17 protein-coding genes are annotated in these 23,004 nt (G+C 33.2%); 1 reads left to right on the top strand and 16 read right to left on the bottom strand.

The features are described from left to right. Positions 1 to 134: 134 nt before the first annotated feature. The 16 genes from IV513_RS11375 to IV513_RS11300 all read right to left on the bottom strand — a co-directional run bounded on the left by IV513_RS11375 (position 135) and on the right by IV513_RS11300 (position 19,460). Entirely contained in the window at positions 135 to 818 is a 684-nt protein-coding gene (locus tag IV513_RS11375; protein WP_209390696.1) for a hypothetical protein, read from the bottom strand. 1 nt (position 819) lies between these two features. Continuing rightward, positions 820 to 1,689: a dTDP-4-dehydrorhamnose reductase gene (gene rfbD, locus IV513_RS11370; RefSeq protein WP_209390695.1), complete on the bottom strand. Its 870-nt coding sequence runs from the start codon at positions 1,687 to 1,689 to the stop codon at positions 820 to 822. A gap of 3 nt (positions 1,690 to 1,692) precedes the next feature. Then, entirely contained in the window at positions 1,693 to 2,178 is a 486-nt protein-coding gene (locus IV513_RS11365) for a thioesterase family protein (protein WP_209390694.1), read from the bottom strand. 69 nt (positions 2,179 to 2,247) lie between these two features. Then, the gene (locus IV513_RS11360) at positions 2,248 to 2,751 is read right to left on the bottom strand and encodes an OmpH family outer membrane protein (RefSeq protein ID WP_209390693.1); all 504 of its coding nucleotides are present in this window, start codon (positions 2,749 to 2,751) and stop codon (positions 2,248 to 2,250) included. Between the two features lie 75 nt (positions 2,752 to 2,826). Then, complete coding sequence (locus tag IV513_RS11355) at positions 2,827 to 3,372, bottom strand: OmpH family outer membrane protein (RefSeq protein WP_209390692.1); 546 nt, start codon at positions 3,370 to 3,372, stop codon at positions 2,827 to 2,829. Position 3,373: 1 nt separating this feature from the next. Further along, positions 3,374 to 5,908: an outer membrane protein assembly factor BamA gene (gene bamA / locus IV513_RS11350; RefSeq protein WP_209390691.1), complete on the bottom strand. Its 2,535-nt coding sequence runs from the start codon at positions 5,906 to 5,908 to the stop codon at positions 3,374 to 3,376. Positions 5,909 to 5,936: 28 nt separating this feature from the next. Next, on the bottom strand, positions 5,937 to 6,686 hold the full coding sequence (locus IV513_RS11345) for an isoprenyl transferase (protein ID WP_209390690.1): 750 nt from the start codon (positions 6,684 to 6,686) through the stop codon (positions 5,937 to 5,939). Positions 6,687 to 6,692: 6 nt separating this feature from the next. Then, positions 6,693 to 7,586 carry a DUF6089 family protein gene (locus IV513_RS11340; protein ID WP_209390689.1) on the bottom strand — a complete coding sequence of 298 codons (894 nt, stop codon included), beginning with the start codon at positions 7,584 to 7,586 and terminating at the stop codon, positions 6,693 to 6,695. A gap of 214 nt (positions 7,587 to 7,800) precedes the next feature. After that, complete coding sequence (locus IV513_RS11335; protein WP_209390688.1) at positions 7,801 to 10,308, bottom strand: exopolysaccharide transport family protein; 2,508 nt, start codon at positions 10,306 to 10,308, stop codon at positions 7,801 to 7,803. A 2-nt stretch (positions 10,309 to 10,310) separates the two neighbouring features. Further along, positions 10,311 to 11,168, bottom strand: a complete 858-nt coding sequence (locus IV513_RS11330) for a polysaccharide biosynthesis/export family protein (RefSeq protein ID WP_209390687.1) — start codon at positions 11,166 to 11,168, stop codon at positions 10,311 to 10,313. Between the two features lie 31 nt (positions 11,169 to 11,199). Beyond that, positions 11,200 to 12,330: a glycosyltransferase family 4 protein gene (locus tag IV513_RS11325; protein WP_209390686.1), complete on the bottom strand. Its 1,131-nt coding sequence runs from the start codon at positions 12,328 to 12,330 to the stop codon at positions 11,200 to 11,202. A gap of 94 nt (positions 12,331 to 12,424) precedes the next feature. Continuing rightward, entirely contained in the window at positions 12,425 to 13,423 is a 999-nt protein-coding gene (locus IV513_RS11320; protein WP_209390685.1) for a glycosyltransferase, read from the bottom strand. A gap of 3 nt (positions 13,424 to 13,426) precedes the next feature. Further along, positions 13,427 to 14,497: a formimidoylglutamase gene (locus IV513_RS11315; protein ID WP_209390684.1), complete on the bottom strand. Its 1,071-nt coding sequence runs from the start codon at positions 14,495 to 14,497 to the stop codon at positions 13,427 to 13,429. 101 nt (positions 14,498 to 14,598) lie between these two features. Beyond that, positions 14,599 to 17,169, bottom strand: coding sequence for a type I DNA topoisomerase (gene topA / locus IV513_RS11310; protein WP_209390683.1), 2,571 nt, complete (start codon positions 17,167 to 17,169; stop codon positions 14,599 to 14,601). Positions 17,170 to 17,312: 143 nt separating this feature from the next. After that, on the bottom strand, positions 17,313 to 18,452 hold the full coding sequence (locus IV513_RS11305; RefSeq protein ID WP_245168929.1) for an EpsG family protein: 1,140 nt from the start codon (positions 18,450 to 18,452) through the stop codon (positions 17,313 to 17,315). Positions 18,453 to 18,455: 3 nt separating this feature from the next. After that, complete coding sequence (locus tag IV513_RS11300; protein ID WP_209390682.1) at positions 18,456 to 19,460, bottom strand: hypothetical protein; 1,005 nt, start codon at positions 19,458 to 19,460, stop codon at positions 18,456 to 18,458. A gap of 186 nt (positions 19,461 to 19,646) precedes the next feature. Here IV513_RS11300 and IV513_RS11295 point away from each other — a divergent pair, with 186 nt between their 5' ends. Then, positions 19,647 to 22,919, top strand: coding sequence for an MMPL family transporter (locus IV513_RS11295; RefSeq protein ID WP_245168928.1), 3,273 nt, complete (start codon positions 19,647 to 19,649; stop codon positions 22,917 to 22,919). Positions 22,920 to 23,004 lie beyond the last annotated feature (85 nt).

The raw sequence follows: 23,004 nt of genomic DNA, 5'->3' as shown, positions 1-23,004 counted from the left end.
TTGCTTTTTTTATCTGAAAGCTAGGAATGTATTAAGATTGGATAAATAAACGCCCGAAAATAAAAGGTAATTACATAAAAATACCTCCAAATGGAGGTAGATTTAAGGTGCGGAAAAGCCAAATTATTTATTCGTCATTTATTCTCAGAATATATCATTCGGAGAAAATCTCCGAAGGATCTGTCTAAAACAGTAATATCACCAGATTTTAGATTGATTCCAGGTTCACCATAATTATTCGAACGAACTCTAATTGATGACATTTGAAAATATTGTGCAGGAGAATGGCTCTGCCCTAAGACTTTAATTGTAGATCCCAACAGTTTTTTGGTGGAGATTACATATGTTTCTCCCGGAATTGTTTTAACTGCCACAAAAGATCTTGGCTGCAATATAATTTCGGTTTTGTTTACCCTAATTTTTTGTGGTTTTACAGATGAAGAAAACAGAAAAATACTGTCTGAAGGCTTTGAAAGTTCTTCTTTACTGGTATAATAAAGCTTGATTTTGTAATTTGCCGGATTAAAAGGCTGCTTTTTTTCATCAATCGTTTCAAAAGGTTGATAGGCAAAAGAATTGGCTCCGATATCTTTTGCTTTTTTGTAAATATTTGTAAAAACAGCAAAATCATCATTAGAAAAACCCTGCACTTCTATTTCGCCTAAATATTCAGCAGCAGAATTATTTTTATCAATCTGAAAAAAATGTTTTTCTTTATTATCATTTGTCTTTTCTACTTTTGAAAGGTAAACTTTCTGGGCATGCAAAAAATAACCCAAAAGAAAAAACAGACATACTGAAATATTTTTAAAGGTCATATTAATTATTATTTAATAGTATTTGGATGCAATCTTCTAGGCTATTTTCCCAATGTTTAGGTTCTATTTTATAAATCCGCTCTATTTTATCCAAGCTCATGGTACTTCTAACTGGTCTTTTTGCAGGTGTCGGATATTGTGCAGTAGTGAGCTGATTTAATTTAACTGTTGAATTAGAAAATTCTGCTATTTTTTTTGCAAAACTAAACCAAGATGTTTCGGGATAGTTTGAAAAATGGAAAACACCAAATTGTTTATTTGGATTCTCAACAATCATCATAACAGCTTCGGCTAAATCGTTTGCATTGGTTGGTTGACCAAACTGATCTGCCACAATTCCCAGCTCATCTTTTTGAGAAAACAAGTTGAGCATGGTTTTTACGAAATTTTTATTGAACTCCGAATACAGCCATGATGTTCTCAAGATAACTGTTTTGGGATTATTTTCTAAAGCGAGTTCTTCTCCCAATAATTTAGACTTACCATAAACGCCCAAAGGATTTGTAAAATCTTCTTCCGAATAGTCTAAATTGGTTTCACCATCAAAAACATAGTCGGTAGAAACGTGAATAAGCACTACATTATATTCCGAACACGATTTTGCAAGATTTTCAACTCCAAAAGCATTTACAGCAAAGGCTTTCTCTTCTTCTTTTTCTGCCAAGTCTACTGCAGTATAAGCTGATGCATTGATGCAAAAATCAGGTTTATGATCTGCAAAAAAATTTTCAACTGCACTGGAGTCTGTAATGTCTAAAGTTGTTGAATCTGTAAATATAAATTCATACTCCAGTTCGAAATCTGGAGATATTTTTCTTATGCAGTTTCCAAGTTGACCGTTTCCTCCTACTACTAATATTTTTTTTTGCATGACTTACGAATTTTTGGCATTTTGAGATCTTAAAAACTTAGATCTTGACTGAAAATCTTTCTGTTCTAAATCTACATAAAATTTCCCGAAAGTTTCTTTAATATCTTCGGGATGAACCTCTGATCTTCTCGTTTTTAGATTAAAATAAATAACATTAACCCATAAAACTGCATGAATTGTTTTTTCATCTAAACTTTTCATTAAGATTTCTACTTTAGCCGTACGATCTCCCACTTCTATGGTCTTACTACTGATTACAACCGAAGTACTGTATCTCACCTCTTTCAAATATGCAATCTCGTTCTGAATAGCAATCCATGTACAACCTGTACGTTTTGTATATTCTTCATAGGTAAATCCATAAAATGTCTCCACATGATCTTCTCTCGCATTGAACATATATTCGAGATACTTTACATTGTTTAAATGACCGATTGGATCGCAATCGCTGAACCTAACTTTTACCGTAGTTGAAATTTCTTTTTCCATACCACAAAAATAAAAAAACCACCTCTAAAAAGAGATGGTTGGTTTGTAAATGTTTGTTAATTCCTAAAATTATTGGATACCCAATTCTTTTTTAACCGCAGCAGTTGCATCTGGACCTGCTTTGTAAACTAAGCCCGTAGAATTTGCATCCATGATGTATTCATAACCATTTGCTTTAGCTACTTTAGTAACTATATCCATTAGTTTTTTCTCAATTGGTTCAAAAAGCAAATCTTGCTTAGCTGCAGCATCTTTTCTCATTTTATCTTCCATTTGAGCTAACTCCTGTTGAAGTTTTTGCATTTCTTCACCTCTTGCTTTATTTTCTGCTTCGGTCTTAGTTGGAGCCTCTTTAGCATAAACTTCATATTTAGCCTGAGCAGCATCACCTTTCTTTTTAATTTCTGCTTGCTTCCCATCAATAAAAGCTTTCAAATCGGTATCTGCTTTTTTCTTTTCCGGCATTGCATTAAGAATAGATGCAACATCCATCGTAGCTATTTTTTGAGCTTTTGCCATACCTACAGAAACAACCATCATCACTGCTGCAAATAATACACTTAATTTTTTCATAATTGGTAAATAAATAATTTAATTTGTTTTTAGATTTTAAATTTAAATAAAAGTTAAGTTCTATAAAAACTTTTACTATTTTTTATTAGTTTTCTTTTCTTTTTCGGTTCCTTTTAAAAGAATATCTAATACTTTGTCTGTGTAATCATATCTTTTTTGAAGAAAAATTACATTTATATCATTGCTTTTGTCAAAAACTATACCTAATCCATTTTTTTCAGACATTGTTTTAATTGCCGTCCAAATTTGATCTTGAAACGGCTGTACCAAATTGGTTCTCAATTGTGTAACTTCACCATTTTTTCCAAATCTTAAACTGGTTGTAGTTTTAATGCTTTTATCGAGATCCAAAACTTCTTTTTCTCTTAGCTTAAGCTGATCTCCAATAAGCAACACTCTTTCATTTTCAAAAGCAGATCTTTTTTGCTCATACTCAGTTTGCAATCTTTGCAAATCTTGTTCCCAGGTATCAATCTGAGCTTTTAATCTTGCTTCAGCTTCTTTATATTCCGGCATATTTTCCAAAATATACTGGGTATCTACAACACCCATTTTCTGTGCATTGATTAATCCGCAAGACAAAATCGCTAACGCTAAAAAAAGTGTTTTCAGTTTTTTCATTTTATAATGATTGGTTCATTAGGAAGTGTGTTTTGTTTCCGGACACATCTCCATTAATTGTTTTATCAAATCCGTACGCAAAGTCAAATCCAATTAAACCAAATGCCCCCATATAAACTCTTACCCCTACACCAATAGATCTTTTTAACTGGAATGGATTGTATTTACTCCACGTATTCCAGACGTTACCTCCTTCTGCAAATGTAAGTCCGTAAATCTTTGCTGTTTGATTTAATGAAATCGGATATCTTAACTCTAACGTAAATCTGTTGTAAATAGTACCTCCACCTCTTTGAGTAATATCTTGTGGCTGACCTCCGTAAGTAGAAGCATTTTCGTAACCTCTAAGCGGAATAAGTTCTCTACCATCAAATCTACCTCCGAAAAGCCCTGTACCCCCTACATAAAATCTTTCGAAAGGTGGTGCTCCCAGTTGTTTATTATATCCATCCATAAAGCCCATTTCGGCAGAAGATCTTAAAACAAGTTTTCCTACTACTTCATTATAAACATCTGCTTTGAACTTAATTTTATAAAACTCCATCCATTTGTATTTATCAACAGGAGTCATGGTAGAATAATCTTTATTGCTGAATAAAGAGTAAGGCGGAGTAAATTTACCCGACAATTCTATATTAGAACCTACTGTTGGGAAAATTGGATCTATACCAGCAGAGTTTCGGCTTAAACCAATATTTAAACTTAAGTTATTTGCATTTCCATATAACTCTGTACTGTTTCCAAATTCAAAAGGGTAATTACTGAAATTATATTTTTGATATTGAATACCTGTATATAGAGAAAAATAATCGTCTGGCCATCTCAAATATCTGTTTAGACCTACTGTTGCAGAAAAAATATTAAGTCTTTGATCCGGACCTGAATATTGTCTGTAATTTACTCTAGAGTTATTTAAGCTGACAGACAATGCTGTTGGTTTTGTTCCAAACAACCAAGGTTCTGAAAATGAGATACCATAGTTTTGAAAGTATTGTCCTGCCTGAGCCTGGATAGACAATGTTTGCCCATCTCCTTGCGGTACAGGTCTGAAGTCTTTAAATTTAAGAAAGTTCTTCAAAGAGAAATTATTAAATGTAAGACCTAATGTTCCGATAAAGCTGTTTCCACCGTAACCTGCCTGAAGCTGTACTTGTGAAGATCCTTTTTCAACCAATCCCCAGTTTACATTTACAGTATTATCCTGAACTTGTGGATCGATGTCATATTTAATTTGTTGAGGATCAAAGAATGACATTGATGCAAGATCGAAATATGTTCTTTTGATATCTGTTTTCTTAAACAATTCTCCTGGTTTAGTTCTCAAAGCTCTTAAAACTACATGATCATGAGTGGTTGTATTACCAGACCATGTTACTTTATTCCAAGTAGCTTGTTCTCCTTCATTAATTCTGATTTCTAAATTAACAGCATCACCATTAACTGATTTTTCAATCGGAGTTACATTGGAGAAAAGGTAACCATTATTCATGTACAGAGATCTAAGATCGGAATCGTCTTCTTTACCTCCATCTTCACCAACCTTTTTGTTGAATCCAACTGCGTCGTAAATATCACCTTTCTTATATCCCAATAAACGCTGAAGATATTCTGTAGGGTAAACTGTATTTCCTACAAAAGTGATATCTCCTATATAATATTTTTTACCTTCTTCTAGTTTTACATTGATTTCGAAATTGTTCTTTTTGTTTCTCCAAACAGAATCTGAAACAATTTTTGCATCTCTATATCCTAAAGAATTATAATAATTAATTAGATTACGCTTATCTTCCTGATATTTTTCTTCTACAAATTTTGAAGATTTTAAAATACCTCCAATACCAAATCTTTTTTGCTTAGTTTCTTTAAATGCTTTTTTTCTAAGCTTTCTATCGGAAACGTTTTCGTTTCCTTCAAACTCAATATGGCTTATTTTGATTCTTTTTCCTTTGTCTACATTAATAGTCCAATCCACAAGATTAGGATCACTGGCATTTATCTTATCCTCAATGGTAATTTTAGCATCAGCAAATCCTTTTTTTACGTAATCTTTAGGAATATTGGTTTTAAGACTAGAAATTAGATTCTGAGTAATTTTTGTACCTGGTTTCAGGTTATTATCCTTGGCTAATTTTTCGTTTTTAGATTTACCAATCCCTCTCCCGACAAATTTCACTTCGCCGAGTTCTTTTAAATCTTCAAGATGAAATTTTAAAACAACCGTTTTGCCATCAATACTTTCGATATATACCTCTACTTCTGAGAAAGACTGAGTATCCCAAAGTTTTTTTATTGCGTTACTGATTTTCTGCCCCGGAATATCTACTTCTTCACCTTTCAGTAACCCTGTAAATCTTAAAATCTGCGCAGGAGAATATTTTTTCACCCCATCTACCACAATATCTTTCAGAGTGTATGTTCCTGTTTGGTTTTCTGCAAGGATAGTGGTATTTACCTTTGTACTATCTTGTGGAGTTGCCTGTCCATAAAAATGTGCAGAAGCCGCAAACATAATGATGGGTAATAGTCTAAACTTCATTTTATCGTAATCTTTCTTTTCTTAAAATTTACTGGATTTGAACTTGATCGCCGGTAAGACCGTATCTTCTTTCTTTGTTTTGATAATTTACAATACATTGGAAGAAAATATCTTTAGTGAAATCTGGCCACAGAACATCTAAAAACTGAAGTTCTGCATAAGCTATTTGCCAAAGGAGAAAATTGCTGATTCTAATTTCACCACTTGTTCTTATAAGAAGATCTACAGGCGGAAAATCTTTTGTATAGAGATAATCTTCAAAAAGATTCTCATTAATATCATCGATTTCTACCTTACCATCTTTAACATCTTTACTGATATTTTTAACAGCATTGAGTATCTCATTCTGAGACCCATAGCTAATTGCCAAAACCAAATTACCTTTTGTGTTTTCTTTCGTAAGATCTACCACTTTTAGCAACTGATCCTTTACCAGAGGCGGCAGATTATCTAAATTTCCTATGACATGCATTCTCAATCCTTTGTTGAAAATCTCATCTGCTTCCAGCAAAAGTGTTTCTGTAAGCAAAGTCATCAGAGTATTAACCTCGTCTTTAGGTCTTTTCCAGTTTTCAGATGAAAATGTATATAGAGTAAGATATGGTATATTTATTTCGTTACACGCATTAATGGCATTTCTTACTGCACTAATAGCATTCTTATGACCGAAAGTCCGCTCTTCTCCTCTGGATTTTGCCCATCTTCCATTACCATCCATAATTATGGCAACGTGTTTCGGCAAATTCTCAGAATTAATCTTTTCTTTTATTAATGACATCTTTTCTTAATCGCAATAACATGGTGGTCTTCCAAATGAATAGGTAAGACCTACACTGAAAGTATTCATCCAATCTTTAGATTCTGTATCTCCTAAAGCTCTTTTGTGTATAATTTCTGCTTCTCTTTCTTTCGAAACAATATAATAATTTCCTGACTCCAAAAGAGATCCTTTTGTATTAGGACTTAAAATATCTCCGTTATACTTAGACACTACATCTTTATCTAACAGCTTACTGTGATCTAACTGATCTGTAAGTGAATATCTAAATGTTGCTTCTGCAAATACAGCCCATCCGTGGTTGAATTTATACTTCAAACCAACACCGAAAGGAATGTGCGCAACCACTTTTTTACCCAAAGAATATTGTGTAGTCGTTACGAAATCCAATTCATTAATAGGAGCCTGAGCAACTCCGTCAGAATTTCTTCTGAAATCGTGGGTAACTGTAGCTTTAGGTGCATCGAAGACCAATCCTCCAACTCCTCCAAAGATGTAAGGGCTAATCATACTTAACTGCTCATTATTTACAGGAAATAAATTATATTCGAATATTAAACTCGCTTCATAAATATTATTTTTCCCGTAAGAATTTCTATTTCTTCTGTATTCTTCTTTTGCAGCTTTATCGCTAAACTGAACCTGATTATAACCTAGATCTAATCTTATTGTCTGATGAGGGTTAAAATTAAATCTATATAAAATACCACCATAAAACGGAAATCCTAAATCTGAAACCCTGCTCAAATCCAATGGCTTTTGCAAAATGTAATTGGTTTTACCTATATCTCCTACAAGATTACTCATCCCTAATCGAATTCCCAATTCATTTCTTTGTGCTTTCAAACTTACCACAGTTCCTAAAAGGGTAAGAAAGCTAAACAATAATTTTTTATTCATAAAGAATACGGATTTATGGTTATTTTAAAAATTTAATTTTTGCAAATATAAAACATTTTTATATTAAAGATATTCTTAATGCTTAGTTAAAAATAAACAAAAAAATATAATTTGTTATAAAGTAAACGGCAAAGTAGCAAATTTATTCTTTTTTTAATACTAACAACTAAAATTTATAAAAAAATAAACCCCACGTTTATGGGGTTTACTTTCGTTATCTATTGAATATTGATTTCATTTTGTCTCTAATCTTAATAAGTAACGGCTCTTTATAATTTTTATCTTCATCAAAATATCCGTAACCGTAGCCATAACCGTAACCGTAGCCGTAACCGTAGCCGTAACCGTAGCCATAACCTTGTTTCACCACATAATCATTATAAACAAATCCTAAATGTTTAATTTCACCGTTATGATACTTTTCAGTAATCATTTTAAGCATATACTTTTCTGTATATTCATGGCGAACTATATACAAATTGGCATCAGAATACTTCATCAATTCATAAGAATCTGCTACAAGACCTACAGGAGGAGAGTCGATAATAATAAAATCATAAAGATTTTTCAGTTCTTCTATAAATTTAATATTTCTTTCACTCATTAGTAGCTCTGATGGATTAGGCGGAATTGGTCCTGAAGTAGCCACATCCAAATTAGGAATTCTTGTTTTGTTGATAATCTGTTCAACCGTAGCTTCACCAGTAAGGTAGTTTGATATCCCTAATTTATTATCAATATTAAAATCTCCGAAAATCTTTGGTTTTCTCAAGTCCATCCCGAGTAATATCGTTTTTTTATCGCTCAATCCTAAAACCGACGCTAGATTGATGGACACATACGTTTTACCCTCACCTCCCACAGAAGAAGTAACCAATATTACCTTACTCTTATTATCATCTCCAGACAGAAATCTTACATTGGCTCGAATCCCCCTGAAAGCTTCGGATACAGAAGACTTAGGAGAATCTAAAACGGTAAGCATATTTTCGCTGGCATTATTCCCAATAACTCCGAGTAGTGGTATTTTAGTAACACTAATAAGTTCTTTAATATTTCTAATTTTACTGTCAAACAAGCTTCCTAGTAAGATAATCAACAACGGTATTGCTGAAAAACCTGTCAAAATAGCCATTTTAGTTGCTTTTACATTCGGTCCTATCGGTCCTTGACCCAAATTCTTAGCTGGATCGATTACTGTAATATCAGACTGATTGGTTGCCAACCTCATTTTGCTCTCATTCTGTCTGCTTAAAAGACTATTATAGGTTGCTTCAATCATATTATACCCTCTTTCAGCATCCAAATATTTTCTCTGTTTTTCAGGATAGGTTGATAAATCTGAACTTGCCTCGGCAATTTGCTGGTCTAATTTATTAATCTGTGTGGTATAAACATTATAGACATTTCTGAGCGAACCTGAAGAATTGCTCATAGCTTCATTGATTAACCTATTCACCTCTTTAATTGGCTCTGAATTAGGAGTGTAAATAGTTGAAAGCTCTCTTTTTTTCATATATAAAGCTTTCAATTCAGAAACAGAAGCCGTAAACATTCCATCATCGAATCCTGCCGCAGAAGGACTAATCATCTTATCAAAATTTTTAGAATCTACTGTACTTCTAATATTCTTCAGAGAATTCATTTTGCTTAGAAAATCAGCTTTTTTCGCCTCCAGCTCCTTTATTTTATCTAGAGATTTTTCATCTCGGTTGTTAATATCATATAATTTTTCTGAAACTTTTAGATGATTGAGATAAGCCGCACTAGAGTCTAACTTTTTTCTTATGTCTAAAAGATTTTCTGCTAGATAGGCTTCAGTACGCTGATCTACAGTATTCTGATCATTAAATCTTTTTTTACGCAGTTCTTCAATAGATGTATTGAGAAAATTTACTGTACTGTTCAGATTGTATCCTGTTTTAGAAACAATCATTATTGTATTAATTTCTTTATCAAAATCTACTCCTACAGAGCCAATAATGTTATTTACAGCATCATTCACCGTGCTTAGATTTACAATAACATTGTCTAGTTTAATCTTTGTTTCAACAGGATTAGGCACTAACCTGAAACGAAGATTAGGAGACGTATACCATTCGTTAACTTTAATGATTTTATTCGCAGGTCTTGGAAATGAATTAATATTTTGAAAACCTTCAAACTCATAAGAATACAGACTGGAAGATTGCCCCTCTTTCGGCAATACTACTTCATAAGAATTATTCCCTTTGGGAATTAGCGTTATCGGATAATTAACCTGCTGTAAATGTTTTCTGTCTACTTCCAAAAACACAGGTGAATCATCTTTATCCAAGTAAGTTGCTTTTATGGTTCCTTTGGTCTGATAATTCACAAAAAGATTTAATTCGTGAACCAAGAATTCGTTATGAGACCTTGATAAAAGCATTTTTTTCAGGTAAATCCCATCCTGATTTCCTCCTTGCCCCCAAATAAAGTTAATAGACTGGTTGGGTGTAAAATAACTGGATGTATTATTGGAGATACTCAGAGAAAGATTAGACGCATATATATTCTGCGCATAATATTTACCATAAAACCATGAAACAACATATCCTATGGAAAGTGTGAGCACAAACCAATACCAGTTTTTAAGTAACCTTCTTAAAAAATGTTCAACATCAAAAAGCGCAAAAGAACCGAATTTTTCTTTAGGTGCATCATTCTTAGCTCCCTTATTATTGTCTTTTCCCGGAATCATAATTAAAGATTTTTAATAAGTAGATAGATGGACATTGCGGTAGTGATGATTGAAACTCCGCTGATAACTGTTTGTAAAGGATCTTTACCAAAACCATTAAGACTTCTCTTATTAGTAGAGAGCAAAATTTCGTCTCCATTTTGCACGTAGAAGTACGGAGAATTCATAACATCTTCTCTTGTGATATCTATTTTTGCTTTTTTAATTCCTTCCGGAAGTTTGCGGTAAATGACAATATTCTTACGGTCAATAGTTCGGTTCATTCCTCCATTCATAGCAATAGCTTCCGTGAGGGTAAGTGTATTTTTGTATGCTTTTTTCTCTCCAGTCATTCCTGTTGATTCAATATCTCCAAGAATATAGTAAGTAATACCATCTGTATTTAGTCTTACCTGAGATTTACCTTCCTGAAAATTTTCATTTACTTTTTCCTGAATTTCAGCTGTTATTTCATCCAGAGTTCTTCCCTCTACCTTAATAAATCCTATCCCAAATATATTAACTTCACCTTTAGTATCAACTTTCAAACCTCTAAAATAAATAGTAGCATCACCTCCAACACCAGTACCATTATTAGTACCCATTACACTAATAGAAGTTCCTCCTCCTAATCCTGAAGTATTTAAGGAAGAATAAAACTGTGCCGCATCACCTTTGGGTGTTGTAACAATATCAAGAGTTAACATGTCATTTTTTGTCACTCTATAAATAGGGATATTATATGGGATTAAGCCTTCTTCGTTAATAACCAAACTCTCACTATCCTGCATATATTTAACATCCTTAGAAGTAAGGCAAGAAGTAAGAATAAGCGGAATAAGCGGAATGATCAGAAATAATAAATTTTTATAAATTTTCATCGTCATAAAATGTAGTTGCAAAAATAGAGATTTAATTAATACTTTTTTGTTTATCGTTTTGAAAAGCAAGTATAAGATCCGGAATATAGGCTCCTATAAAACCCAAAATCAACACCGTAGCCAGAAGAATATTCACATTAGAATGCCTTAAAAAGTAGGTAATAAGTATAATAAACAAATAATATATAATGATATAAAAACTAGCTCTTCTGTGAGTAAGATTCAGTTTTAAAAGTTTATGATGAATATGGTTTTTATCTGCCTCAAATGGAGATTTTCGGTTAAAAAGCCTAATTACGATAACATTTAAAGTATCCACAATGGGTAATATAAGTATTGCAACTGCAATAACGGGTGCAGATTTCAAATGATATCTAGGGATATCTAATCTTTCTTTATCAATAAAAATATCTATAAAACAGATACAAGTAAAAGCGAGCAAAAAACCTAAAAGCATAGAGCCTGTATCTCCCATAAAAATTTTTGCTGCTCTATAATTGGAGAGATTATAATATAAAAATGCCAAAACAGAACCTATAATGACTGAAGATAGAACCACAAGCGGATAATTATACGGTCCTAAGTGATAGTAACTAAATCCAAAAATAGCACTGCAAACTACAGAATATCCTCCTGCAAGACCATCTATCCCATCAATGAGATTAAATGCATTAATAAGAATAATGAATGTGATAATTGAGAAAATAACACTTATCCAATAATTAATTTCATAAATACCAAATATCCCAAACAAACTTCGGATTCTTACATCGGATCCAATCACAATAAACACAGAAACTACGATTTGCGCAATGAGCTTTTTGTAAGCCCGCATTACTACAATATCATCCATTATTCCCACATATAGAAGAATGATGAGTGATGCAAAAAGAAATTTATATAAATCGAAAATTTCGTAGGCAAAAATAGAGGTGCATATTCCTATGGAGTAAAAAATAGCAATTCCGCCAAGATTGGGAATTTTCCTGAGATGGGAACTTCTCAGCCCCGGTTCATCCATCAGATTTTTTCTTCTGGAAATCTTAATAATGGTAGGAATAGAAAAAAAAGTGATTAAAAAAGAGAATAAAAACCCTAACCCTACTTTTACATAAAAAATAGAAATTCCTGTTTGAGTTAAGAGTAATTCAAAATTTTTCATCGCTGTTTTTATTATCTACTTTGCCAATTTGGGAAAGCAAAGTGTAAAAAAATCATTGTTTCAGGGAACAGAAACAACAATATTGCTATTTGTGTTACATGAGTTTTCTTATCAACTTTTTCTGTCCTGAAAAGAAAAGAAGATAGAAAATCTTTTTTTTCAGCGGCAAAGATAAAATATAATTTTTACCGAAACGACTGTAAGACAATATATCTTTCAATTTAATCCCTCTTTTTTCAATAAAATGGGATAATTGCCCAGAAATTTTGTAAAACTCTTCATCACTTTTCACAAAAGCGAGATATGCGAGAAAAGTATAAATACCCTCAAGAATCTGAAAATTTTTTAATTCCTCATTTTTATCAGAATATTTAGAAGTCGCAAAAGCCAATTCCACTTCTTCTACTGCTTTCAAAATATCAAGTCCTTTTTCGTTATGAGTTTTCGAAATAGAATCTGTTCTTTCAAAATATTGATAATGAAAATTCTGAGTCTGAGCCAAAGTTGTGCACTTTAACAAAAGTTGGGGAATCAGCTGAATATCCTCATAATGAACCCCTTTTTTAAATCTCTTATCCTTAAACAATTCTTTTTTGAAGAGTTTATTGCACGCAAAATAACTTAAATCTGAAAAAACAGAAAAATGAGAACGCAAATCAATTTCTTCTGGCATATTGGGGATTTGAGTAAGTTTTTGGGTGACCTTACCTTGCTCATCCACTTTCTGAATATTACAGATAACCATTTCTGCACTACATTTTTCAGCAAGATTGAGCATTTCTTCAAACATGATTTCAGAAACATAATCATCACTGTCTACAAAGCCTAAATAATCTCCAGAAGCTCTATCAATTCCAAAATTTCGGGCATCACTCAACCCACCGTTTTCTTTTGTAAAAGCTTTAATTTTTGATGGAAACTGAACAGAAAATTCATCTATAATTCGCTGAGAATCATCAGTACTACCATCATTTACAACAATGATCTCGATATTTTGCAGGGTTTGGTTAACTAAGGAATTAAGACATTTAGCAAGATAATTCTGAACATTATATACCGGGACAATTACCGAAACTTTTGATAAAGCATTCATGAATTAAGCTTTTGTAAATCTCGGACTTAACCAGCCTTTTTTGGCTTCATCAAAATCTCTTCTCGAACATGGAATACAGTTTTCAATATTATCATCATCCCCAAAATACCAAAGATTGCTGAAAGTATCGCGTTTAAAAGCATACTGTCGGTCTTCAACAAGTACATAAAACATTTCGTAGCTTCTTTCTTTCGGATGAGAATGCTGTATGTTGATTCCTTCTATAAGATACCAAATCATTTGAGCTAAAAGCTGGTGATTAAGCTGATTTTCCGAGTAGATGTTATAATTGAAAATCCCTACAGACTTCAAATTTTCACTCAAGCCAATCTCTTTCATGTAAGCACAGATTTCACGTCTGTTGAGTCCATTTACCTGAGGATTCATAGAAAAACTCTTAGAAAAACTTTCGATTGCATCGCAATTTACCGTAACCAGATCTGCTTTTCTGAAAAACGGTTCTGTTTTTTCGGTAGAATTCATCATTTCTGCCAAACGGACAATATCAAACTCCACTTCCTTAATAAGTTTTACCGAATCTGCTTCATTTAAATGCTTTTGATACCCTAAATGATGATAATTTTTAATCTGAAAATTTTTGGATCCAAGAATTTTGCTTAAAAATGTATGTTCGCTGATACTTTCACCTTGTTTAAGAGAAATAATATTGCTCAGCTGTGTATAACTGATATTTTTCTGATGAAAATGAAGTGCCGAAAAATGTGAAAAAGCAAAATCGTTCGAACCACCGATCACTATCGGAATCGCTCTTTTATAATGGCAAGCCGATAAAACTTCCTGCAAAATATAATGAGAATCTTCTACCGATTTCCCGGAAACCAAATCCCCCAGATCCACAACCGGAATTTCAAAATCCAACTGAGAAAGCTTGTAAAATTCTTTTCGGATGGCTGTAAAATCCTGTACTTCGGCATCACCATTAGCACCTCTATAATCTGAAACAAAAAGAAGCACAATACTGTCTTCCTTTATTTCTTTGGTAATTCTGTGCCCAATTTGCCAGTTTTCCGTCTTAAAATTTCGTGGGGAAATGATGAAGTCTTCAAAATTCATGTGTTCAAATACTTATTAAAGCTCAAAAATATTAAAATTAAATGAGTATTAATAAAAAAGCACAGACTAAAAATCTGTGCTGATAATTTATTCGGAAATAATTATTTCTTTGCTGCTGGTTTTTTGGCAACCGTTTTTTTAGCTGTTGTTGCTTTTTTAGCTGCGGGTTTCTTAGCTGCAGGCTTTTTCTTTTCGGCAAAAGCTTTTGGATCCTGTGCGGTAATCCATTTTTTCACCTCATCCAAAGATACTTCTTTCAAATCTTCACTTTCATACTTGGTATCGTCTTTTTTCTTTGGAATTTTATAAATATTTTTTCCGTGTTTTACGATAGGACCCCATCTTGCATTTTCAATGGAGATTTTTTCAGCTTCCCATTGTTGAATGTAACGGTTGGCTTCTTTCTCTAATTTAGCTTCCACCAATTCGTTGATGTCACTTTGAGAAAGATTATCGAAATTATACCTTTTCGGAACGTTGATGAAAACACTTTTATACTTTATGAAAGGTCCGAATCTTCCGCTACCTTTGGTAATAGGCTCCCCTTTATAGTTGGCAATCGGTGCATCTGCCAGTTTCTTTTCATTAATAATTTCTTCTGCACGGCTTTGGTCTACAGAAAGAGGATCTTCACCTTTGGGAATGCTGATGTACGTTTCGCCCCACTTCACATATGGACCAAATCTCCCAACGCCAATGGTAACCGGATGACCGTCTACTTCATTAAGATCAAATGGAAGTTTGAAAAGTTCCAAAGCCTCTTCCAACGTAATGGTAGCAATATTTTGCCCTGATAAAAGCGATGCAAAAACAGGTTTTTCTTCATCATCCTGCTCACCAATCTGAATCATAGGACCAAATCTTCCGATTCTGGCGTTCACATTCTTTCCTGTTTTGGGATCTACTCCCAAAAGACGTTCTCCATTGGCTCTGTCTGCATTTTCTTTCACATCTTCAATTCTCGGATGGAATTTCGAGTAGAAATCGGTCATCATTTCTTTCCACTTCTGACCTCCATTCGCAATTTCGTCAAAACTCTCTTCTACTTTTGCCGTAAATCCGAAGTCTAGAATTTCTGTAAAATTATCTGTTAAAAAGTCATTAACCACTTCCCCGATGTCGGTAGGAACAAATTTATTTTTATCTCCACCGAATTTTTCGTCAAGAACTTCTTTTTTAATGACCTCTTTAACCAAAGAAAATTTCACAACCTCTCTCGTTTGCGGCTCTATTTCTCTTTTATCAACATATTCACGGTTTTGAATTGTCTGAATGGTAGGTGCATAGGTAGACGGACGCCCTATTCCCAATTCTTCCAGTTTTCTTACCAAACCAGCTTCTGTATATCTTGCACTTGGTTTAGTGAATTTTTCTGTTGCGGTAATCTTTTTATAGCTTAAAACCTCACCTACAGTAACTTTCGGCAATAGTTTTTCGTTATTTTCTTCATCATCATCTTCAGCCTTTACAATTCCGTAAGCCTTAAGGAAACCATCAAAAATAATAACCTCTCCCTGAGCCTCAAAATGCTGAGGAAGTTTTGCGTTCCCTATTTCTATAACTGTTTTCTCTATTTTAGCATTTGCCATCTGTGAAGCCAGTGTTCTTCTGTAAATCAGCTGGTACAATTTGCTCAATTGAGCATCACCAATTGCTTTTACTGAAAAATCTGTTGGGCGAATGGCTTCGTGAGCTTCCTGTGCAGATGAAGATTTGGTAGTATAATTTCTCGGAGAAGAGTATTCGGCTCCATATTCTGAGACAATTTGTTTTTTAGCACCTTCAATAGCTTCCTGAGAAAGATTTACCGAATCGGTTCTCATATACGTAATGTATCCTTCTTCATAAAGTCTTTGGGCAAGCCTCATGGTATTGGTTACATTATATCCCAGTCTTGATGATGCTTCCTGCTGAAGTGTAGAGGTAGTAAATGGAGCAGATGCAGAGCGGCTTCCCGGTTTAGTTTCCACATTTAAAACCTTGAACTCTGTATTTTTGGCCGATTCTAAAAAATTTTCAGCTTCGGATTCTTTATTGAAATCTTTTTTAAGTTTTGCCGAAATTTCCTGATTGGCATCATTCAAGAAAATACCATCCAGCTTGAAACTGGCTTTTGGTACAAAACTGCGGATCTCTTTTTCTCTTTCTACCACAAGTCTTACGGCAACCGACTGTACTCTGCCGGCAGAAAGTCCCGGTTTTACTTTTTTCCAGAGAACGGGAGACATTTCGAAACCTACGATTCTGTCGAGAACTCTTCTTGCCTGTTGTGCATTTACCAAGTTCTGATCTATGTCTCTCGGATGCTCGATGGCTTTAAGAATAGCATTTTTAGTAATTTCGTGGAAGACGATTCTTTTTCTGTTTTCGGGTTTCAGTTTCAATTCTTCTGCCAAATGCCATGCAATTGCCTCTCCTTCACGGTCTTCATCGGAAGCGAGCCAAACCATTTCGGCTTTCTTTACTGCTGATTTTAATTCTGTAACCAGTTTCTTTTTGTCGGCAGAAACTTCGTAATCCGGGCTGAATGTGGCCAAATCTATTCCCATTCCTTTTTTAGGCAAATCCCGGATGTGCCCAAAACTGGACTTCACCTCAAAATCTTTACCTAAATACTTCTGAATAGTTTTTGCTTTTGCCGGAGACTCAACGATTACTAAATTTTTCGACATTCCTGAAATTTTTTGCAAAAGTAAAGCTTTTTTATTAGATGAGTTTTGTTAAATGATTTTATTTAGCACATGTAGCTTTCTGCAACCATTATTTGCAGAAAGAAAATATACTTTAGAGCAAAAAAATAACTTCCAAAATCAATTTATGGCAGAATGAAATTTTTATATAATTCTATGGTAAATCTTCCACCAATAATATTTTTGAAACTTGAAAATACAATAAAATTAAAAAGAACCAAAGCAATGATAAAAGTGTAAATTGCCCGCTTGGTATTGGCAGATACTACATACATTGTATTCGGAATGATAATATAGGCAAAACCGATAAAAGCTCCTGCCATTCTTGAAGAAAATATACTGTTATTCCTAAAAATAAAATACAAACATATCCCTAATACTGCGTAAACTTTATGATACTCGTAATACGGATATTTTTCCATCATTTTATCATCAAAAGTAAAGAGAAAAAATGTAAGAATTGCCATCATTACTTCTGGAATACCTACACCACCATTTAGTCTTTCTGTAGTTTGATCTATGTAACCTGTAAAACCTTCCACAAGCATACTGTCTGAGGAAAGACCATTGAGATAATCTCCAAAAATTCTATACACTTCGAATGGTGATAAAAGGATAGATCCAATAATTAACGTAAGCATCCAAAATCTATTGATGGGAACTTTTACCAACCAATACATGGGTATAAAAAGATAACATACATTATGAATTCCCGTTGCGATAAACATCCAGAATAAGTAAAGCAGCAACTTTCTTTCTTTGATATATCTTATTGCAAAGTAAACAATGAACGTTCCTAAATTTTGCCTAATCTGTCCACTTTCCCCAATGAAAAAATTAGGTATGAACATAAATAGCGTGAAAGTAAAAGGGTAAAAAGTATTATCTTCTGTATATTCTACTTTAAAAATGATGGCACAGATCGCTATGATTAAAGTCACAAAATAAAAAGGTGCATTAAACACATTCATCAACACCTTATTAATTAACGCATAAAGCCATTCGAGATCTACATTTTCGGAACCCTGTATGTGAAGGGCCTTCAAAAAGATATCAATATATTGTTTTGTGTCGGAGTAGACATAAATCATTACATAACTCCCATAATCTGGTCCCACATTATTACGTAATCCCGCAAGAATCATGAGATAAACCGCAAGTACCCAAAACCATTTTTTATCCACCTTTCTTCCGAAAACTTCCTGTACGCTGAAAAACAGCATATAAACCATCGCAATCAGAAAATAAGGATGAAGTAAACTCATTATTTAAAGTATCATTTTTTTAAAATCGTGTCCGGCAATAATGACCGCAGTAATTATCAGGGGTAAAAATAATCTCACCTCCCAAAAAAGACCTACAAAAGTAATCATCAGGATATACGGAAGAGAAAAGAACAAATATTTTTTAATAATTATTCTGCTTTCAGAATTCACACAAAGTTGGTATACAAAATATAGTGCAATAACAGAAAAAACAAGTCCTGCAAGATTAAAAATGCTGGTGAAATTGCTTACTATATACACACCTTCCATAAATGAAGTTTCTTCTCTCTGCAGAAAAAATCTTAAGCCAAAATAAGGCAGCATGAAAGAAAACAGTAAAAGCAATATCTTCCATACCATAGTGAAGTTCTTTCTTTTGATATGTTCAAAACTAAAAAAAAGAGAAGCAAAAAAAGCAATATTGAGGCAGGCAGTTTCTCTCACCAAAGTAGAAACTGCTATTAAAACCATCAAACTGTAAAAATATTTATTGCTCTTGCTGTGGGCATATTTTAAAATAATAAAAATACCGCTCAGATAACAAAACAAAGCAATTAGATCACAATTAGACGGTGTATATTGCGTCATTACAATAAAAAATACAGTTAAGAGATGAATTACTTTCCTGAAATTAGCATTTAAAAACTGTTCAACTGGTCTCAATTTTAAAATCGCATCTATAATTACAGAACTGAGAATAAAAAAAACAGTATTCATTACAAAAAGACCGTGATAAAAAGGAGTTCCGTTTTTAAGAATGAGATTTTTAGCCGAATGAAAATAATTTTGTATACAATATTCCATTATATCGGTCATATAAATGCTTAGATAATTGGGAATAATTCGGTACGAATATACCGATGAAAATAAAAATTCGGGTGGTCTCGGTGATGTTTTAAAATGCGTATAAGAAGATTCAAACCCATAATAAGACATAAAAAGCAGCAGAAAAGGTAATACTACTACAAACAGAAATCCGGAAACTTTTTCATCAATCGTTTTCAACATACGATCTGCATCTTTTTTAAGATGAATTTTGCTTTTATTTTCTTGTCTAAAAAGGGAACTTTTGCAAAAGTATGAGTTTTTTTTGTTTTAAAATGAATATTTTATTGGTTTTCAGCGAAAACTTCATGTATTATTGTTTAATCTAATGCTTAAAAAATTAAATTTGCAATCAGATTTTATCTTACAATGCACCGCATTTTTATTCACTTATATTATTTTATTTCCAAGAACAGAATAACATCCTTAGCTTTCGCTTTGCTTTTTTTGATGGTTTGCGGATTTTTCGCCTCCAAAATTAATTTTGAAGAAGATATTTCGCAGATTATTCCTAAAAATGAAAAATCTGATCTTACGGCAAAAGTGCTGAATCAACTCAATTTTTCAGACAAAATTATTGTAATCATTGAGAAAAAATCTAGTGAGAATGATTTTCAGCTCTCTGAAACTGCAGATTCTTTTTTAAATAAAATTCAGCCCTTAGAGAAATACATTGCCTCAGTTCAGGGAAAAGTGAATAACGATGAAATTTCTGAAACTTTCGATTTTGTTAATCAGAATTTACCGCTGTTTCTAGATGAAAAAGATTATCAGGAAATTAGCAGAAAGCTTGATAAAGACAGTATTTCTAAGCAGGTAGAAAGCAATTATATGTCTTTGGTTTCGCCTGCAAGTCTTGTTACCAAAGAATTCATCAAAAAAGATCCACTCGGTATTACTTTTTTAGGCATAAAGAAGCTTAATACACTCAACATCAGTAAAGATTTTAAGCTGGAAGACAACTATATCATCACTAAAGACGGAAAAAACCTGTTACTTTTCATCAATCCGAAAAATAAAAGCAACGACACAAAGAATAATGAGATTTTTATCAACAGTTTACATGACATCAAGAAAAATATAAACAAAGAATTTAAAGAAAAAACAGAAATCAGCTATTTCGGCTCGCCCGTTATTGCTGTTGCCAATGCGCAGCAGATTAAAAAAGACATTCAGAATACCGTTGTTATTTCTATGGGGGTTCTTCTTATTTTATTGATGTATTATTTCCGGAATTTCTTCACCCCTCTCATTGTTTTTTTACCTACAGTTTTCTCAGTTTTTCTCTCTTTGCTGATTCTTTATTTTATAAAAGACAAAGTTTCTGCCATTTCCCTCGGAATTGGTGCCATCTTAATAGGAATTACCATAGATTATGCACTCCATATTCTTACGCATTACAAACACAACAATAATATTGAAGAGCTTTACAAAGAAATTACGCAGCCTATTATCTTGAGTAGTGCCACAACGGCAGTTTCATTTCTCTGTTTGGTATTTGTACGTTCCGAAGCTTTAAAAGATCTTGGTCTTTTTGCTGCAATGACGGTTTTCATTTCTTCTTTTGCAGCACTTATTATTGTTCCGCAATTGTATCATCCAAAACAAAAGAACGAACATTCCAAAAGCAATTTTATAGACAAAATCGGTAATTATCCTTACGAAAAAAACAAACCGCTTATCATGGCGTGTTCGGTTATCATATTGGCATGTTTTTTCGGTTTCCGGCATATGGGTTTTAATAAAAACATCGGAGATCTTAATTTCATTCCGGAAGATCTAAAAATAACCGAAGCTAAAATTCAGAAACTTTCTGATATCACTTCAAAATCTGTTTATACTATTGCTTACGGCAATTCTGAACAGCAGACTTTGAAAAAAAATTCGGATCTGTCTCAGTTTTTAGAAAAAGAAAAAAAACAAGGGAAAATACTGAGCTACAACTCCATCGGAAGTATCGTTTTATCTGAAGAAGATCAGCAAAAAAAACTTTCCCAATGGAAAGACTTCTGGAATCAGAATAAAAAAAATGAGACCATTAACGAGCTGATTCAAAATGGAAATAAATTTGGTTTCAATTCTTCCGCATTTGATCAGTTCAGCCATAATTTAAACAAAACCTATTCTGTTGTAAGCCTAAAGGAATATGAAAAAATAAAAGCACTTCAAATTGGGGAATTCTTAAGCAATGATAAGGGTTTTTATACCTTATCTAATGTGGTGAAAGTAGATGATAAAAACAGAGATGCCTTTATAAATGATGTTGAAAAAAACCAGAAAGCTCTGGCAATAGACCGCCAACAGATGAATGAGAATTTTTTGGGTCTGCTGAAAAATGATTTCAATACTTTAATCAATTACTCGCTTCTTGCAATTGTTATCACGATTATTCTTTTCTTCAGAAATTTTGAATTATCGCTCTTAACGATGTTCCCTATTGTTTTAACAGGAATCGTAACGGCTGGGCTACTCTATTTCTTAGGTCTGGAACTTAATATTTTCAGTACCGTGGTCTGCACTCTGGTTTTTGGTGTTGGAGACGATTTCAGCATTTTTCTCACCAAAGCAATGCAGAAAGAATACACAACAGGAAAAAACGAGCTTCCCACATACCGAGTTTCTATCATTTTGGCTGTTTTCACTACCATTTTATCCATCGGATCACTTATTTTCGCTAAGCATCCAGCTTTGCATTCTCTTGCTTTAGTTGCATTAATCGGGATGTTTTCGGTTATTGTGATTACCTCAACTTTATATCCTTTCTGGTTTAGATTTCTCATTACCAACCGAACAAAAAAAGGGCTTTCGCCCATTACATTAAGGCTTTTCCTGCATTCTGTCTTATCGTTTTTATATTATGGTTTATTTGGTTTTATCATCTCTGTTTTCGGAAGTTTTTTTGCTAAAAAATCTCACGGGAAAACATTGTATATGATTAAACTGCTTGTTGCAAAATTTTTGGGGTCGGTTTTATACACCAATCCTTTTGTAACGAAAAAAATAATCCGAAATCCGAATGAAAACTTTAGCAAACCTGCCGTTATTATTGCCAATCATACTTCGTTTCTAGATACTTTGGCAGTAGCATTGGTTTCCCCAAAAATTGTATATCTCGTGAACGATTGGGTTTACAATTCGCCTGTTTTTGGAAAAATGGTGAGAGCTTTAGGGTTTTATCCGGTTTCTCAGGGAATAGAAAACGGACTTGATAAACTTCGCGAAAAAACAGATCAGGGATATTCTCTCGTAGTATTTCCTGAGGCTGAAAGATCGTATGATAATGAAATAAAGCGTTTTCATAAAGGAGCATTTTATCTTGCTGAACAGCTGAACCTGGATGTTTTACCCTTATACATCCACGGAAATTCTGAAGTATTGCCAAAAGGAGATTTCATCATCTATAATGGAAGCATTACCATTAAAATTGGTGATAGAATTTCTAATGAAGATAAGTCTTTCGGGAAAAATTATTCTGAACGAACGAAAAAAATAAATGCTTATTTCCGTGAAGAGTTTGCCAAGCTGAGAAATGAGCTTGAAGACGAAAATTATTTCAAATACAAGCTTTTCTTAAGCTATTTATACAAAGAAAACGAAGTAGTAAAAGCGGTAAAAGAAGACTTTAACACAATAGCGTCCTAAATAAAAAAATAAGAAGGAATTAAAGTAACTCAAAGTATCTTTGAGGTTGTACAACAAAAAAACCTTCTTATGGATTCAAAATTAA

This window comes from Chryseobacterium sp. RR2-3-20 (assembly GCF_017808115.1).
GTDB lineage: Bacteria > Bacteroidota > Bacteroidia > Flavobacteriales > Weeksellaceae > Chryseobacterium > Chryseobacterium oryzae.
Note: the sequence above shows the minus strand (reverse complement) of the source record. Positions and strands in the feature narration are given on the sequence as shown.